The sequence below is a fragment of the Streptomyces sp. NPDC021356 genome, from assembly GCF_040641015.1.
Classification (GTDB): Bacteria; Actinomycetota; Actinomycetes; order Streptomycetales; family Streptomycetaceae; genus Streptomyces.
The window spans coordinates 1-1,740 of record NZ_JBFACU010000102.1; the positions used below are offsets into that span (position 1 = coordinate 1).

General features: G+C 70.9%; 1 protein-coding gene. It reads left to right on the plus strand.

What is annotated here, in order from left to right; translation table 11 throughout:
• On the plus strand, positions 1-1,740 hold a 1,740-nt coding region (locus AB0G56_RS42145; RefSeq protein ID WP_360981657.1), incomplete at both ends, for a condensation domain-containing protein.

The following is a 1,740-nucleotide window of genomic DNA, read 5'->3' on the forward strand; positions in this document are numbered from 1 at the left end:
GTCGCTCGGTGAGACGCTGCCGGAGTACATGGTGCCGTCCGCGGTCGTGGTCCTGGACGCGCTCCCGCTGACCCCGCACGGCAAACTCGACCGCAGGGCGCTGCCCGCACCCGAGTACACCGTCACGTCGCGGGACCGCAGCACACGTTCGCCACGCGAGGACATCCTGTGCGGTCTCTTCGCCGAGGTGCTCGGCCTGCCTGAGGTCGGTGTCGAGGACAGCTTCTTCGACCTGGGCGGTCACTCCCTGCTGGCCACGCGCCTCGCGAGCCGCATCCGTTCCGCACTCGGCGCCGAACTGGCCGTGCGGCAGATCTTCAGCACACCCACCGTCGCCGCGCTGGCCCAGGCACTCGACACCGCGCACACGGGTCGCACGCCGGTTGTCCGCGCCGCCTCCCGGCCGGACCGGCTGCCGCTGTCCTTCGCCCAGCGCGGCCTCTGGTTCCTGCACCGGCTGGAGGGCCCGAGCCCGACGTACAACATGCCGGTGTCGCTGCGACTGACGGGCGCACTGGACCGCGATGCCCTGCGGACGGCTCTCGGCGCGGTCGTCGCCCGGCACGAGTCCCTGCGCACGGTGTTCGGCGAGGACGCCGAGGGCCCCTACCAGAAGGTGCTCCCGGTCGAGGAAGCCGTACCCGCCCTGGACGTCGTACCGACCGACGAGGCCGGACTGCCCGCCGCACTGGAGGCAGCGGCCCGCTACGGCTTCGACCTGACCGCCGAACTTCCTCTGCGCGCTGAGCTGTTCGAGCTGGGGCCGGAGCAGCATGTCCTGCTGGTGCTGGTGCACCACATCGTCGGCGACGGCTGGTCCATGCCGCTGCTCGCCCGCGACCTCACCGCGGCCTACGGCGCCGGCACCACGGACACGGCCCCGCAGTGGCGGGAACTGCCCGTGCAGTACGCGGACTACACGCTCTGGCAGCGAGAGGTACTGGGCTCCGAGGAGGACACCGACAGCCCGATCTCGCGGCAACTGGACTACTGGAAGCAGGCCTTGGCCGGACTCCCCGAGGAACTGGAACTCCCTGCCGACCGGCCGCGGTCCGGCACCGCGTCCTTCGAGGGCGGATCGTTCCCCTTCGAGATACCGGCGGAGCTGCACGCCCGGCTCGTGGAGCTGGCCCGGCGGTGCCAGGCCAGCCCCTTCATGGTGGTGCAGGCCGCGCTGGCGACGCTGCTGTCGCGGCTGGGCGCCGGGACCGACATCCCGCTGGGCACCCCTGTCGCCGGCCGCACCGACGACGCGGTGGAGGACCTGGTCGGCTTCTTCATCAACACACTGGTACTGCGCACGGACCTGTCCGGCAACCCGACCTTCAGGGAACTGGTCGCCCGGGTGCGCGAGACGGATCTCGCCGCGTACGCCCACCAGGACGTTCCCTTCGAGCGGTTGGTGGAGGTTCTCAACCCCACACGTGTCGAGGCAAGGCATCCGCTCTTCCAGGTGCGCTTCGTCTTCAACAACATCGACCAGCAGGCCGCCGCCGACGCGGTGCGCAGTCTGCCCGGTCTCACGGTCGCGCCCGAGCCCGTGGACCTCGGAGCCGCCAAGTTCGACCTGCTCTTCCGGTTCTCCGAACAGCGCGGCACCGACGGCACGCCGGCCGGCATGCGGGGCGCCTTGGAGTACAGCACGGATCTCTTCGACGTGGTGACGGCTGAGCGGTTGGTCGAGCGGTTGGTGCGGGTGTTGGGTGTGGTGGCTGCTGATCCGGGGGTTCGGGTCGGTGG